This is a genomic window from Methylobacterium mesophilicum, assembly GCF_022179445.1.
GTDB lineage: Bacteria > Pseudomonadota > Alphaproteobacteria > Rhizobiales > Beijerinckiaceae > Methylobacterium > Methylobacterium mesophilicum.
In genome coordinates this window covers 1-348 of sequence record NZ_BPQU01000103.1, presented here as the reverse complement: position 1 = coordinate 348, position 348 = coordinate 1, and the positions used below count along the sequence as shown (strand labels likewise).

Sequence of the window (348 nt, the reverse complement as noted above, 5' to 3'; positions counted from 1 at the left end):
CGAACGCCCAGATGCCGCCGACGAAGGTGCCGACGTTGATCGAGATGTCCTTGTTACGCGCGCCAGCACCGTTACGGGTGAAGGCGAACACGGTCGGGGGCGCTACGAGCAGCTCGATGCGGCCACCGAGCGGGACCAGCGGGGTCGACCAGACCAACACCGGGATGTTGACGGCCGTGTCGAGAGCACCACCAAGAGCACCACCTAGAGCAGTCGACGGCGCATCGGCGCGGCGATACGTGAAGGTGTTGATTGCGTAGATACCCTCGGGCAGCGGCGCGCCGATGGCGAGACCGACCTGCTCGCCCGGGATGGTCGTGGTCTGCGCCTGAGCGATCGTCGAGGTCA

The 348-nt window shown here is 66.4% G+C and carries 1 pseudogene; it reads right to left on the bottom strand.

What is annotated here, in order from left to right:
- Nucleotides 1–348: pseudogene (locus MFF40_RS28395) on the bottom strand (transporter); the annotation flags it as partial.